This window comes from Mesorhizobium sp. M7A.F.Ca.CA.001.08.2.1 (genome assembly GCF_003998455.1).
GTDB classification, from domain to species: Bacteria; Pseudomonadota; Alphaproteobacteria; order Rhizobiales; family Rhizobiaceae; genus Mesorhizobium; species Mesorhizobium ciceri.
Genome location: NZ_RZPW01001247.1, coordinates 1 through 972 on the forward strand (window position 1 = coordinate 1; position 972 = coordinate 972).

Below are 972 nucleotides of genomic sequence, written 5' to 3' on the forward strand. Positions count from 1 at the left end.
GGCCAGCACGCGCTCGCCGTCGATATGCACGGTGCAGGCGCCGCACTGGCCGTGGTCGCAGCCCTTCTTGGTTCCGGTCAGGCCGAGGCGATCGCGCAAGGCATCGAGCAGCGTGACGCGCGGCTCGAGTTGCAGATCGTGATCACGGCCGTTGATGTCGAGATGGACTGGGATCGTTGTTTTGGTCATGGGCGTCGGGCTCCAGTTGCTTGACGCGAAGTCGTTGATTTCATCTTTGGCAGCCGGCGGGGACCTGGCGCCGGCTGTGCGGCCCTTCGCTGCCGCTCCCCGCCTTCGGGCGTTCAGCCCCTTAGAAAGGTCCACTGGACTTTTTGGTGCGCCCGAAGGCGGACCGGGCCTTCACCATTCGTCGTTCGGGAAGCCAAGCAATTGGCTTCCCATCCGCTAGGTGGACCACTCCTCACCCCAGCAGGTCCTCGATGCGGACCGGAAAGCGCCGCGGCCGCACGCCGGTCGCATGCCAGACCGCATTGGCGACGGCGCCGGCCGTGCCGGTGATGCCGATTTCGCCGACGCCCTTGATGCCGAGCGCGTTGACGTGAGGGTCGTCCTCGTGGACCAGCAACGCCTCGACCGATGGAACGTCGGCATTCACCGGGACATGATATTCGGCGAGGTTGGCATTCTGGATCCGGCCAGAGCGCCGGTCGGTGATGGCTTCCTCATGCAGCGCGAACGAGACGCCCCAGATCATGCCGCCATAATACTGGCTGCGCACCAGCCTGGGATTGATGACCCGTCCGGCGGCGAACGCGCCGACCAGCCTTGTGACACGGATCTGGCCAAAATCCGGATCGACCTTCACCTCGGCAAACACGGCACCGTGCGCGTGCTTGGCATAGGCCTCCTGAGACGCCGGGTCGGGAGCGCCCTTGCCGTGGCCCTCGATCTCGGTGAGGCCCGCGCGCGTGAGGATCTCGGCGTAGCTTTCACCGCGGCTTTCATCGTCGC

At 65.7% G+C, this 972-nt stretch carries 2 protein-coding genes; both read right to left on the reverse strand.

Annotated features, from left to right (window positions below):
* A partial coding sequence (locus EN914_RS36565) for a (2Fe-2S)-binding protein (protein WP_127389744.1) occupies positions 1-189 on the reverse strand: 189 nt, incomplete at its 3' end.
* Between the two features lie 232 nt (positions 190-421).
* Positions 422-972: xanthine dehydrogenase family protein molybdopterin-binding subunit (locus EN914_RS36570; protein WP_164779223.1), on the reverse strand; the 551-nt coding region annotated here is incomplete at its 5' end.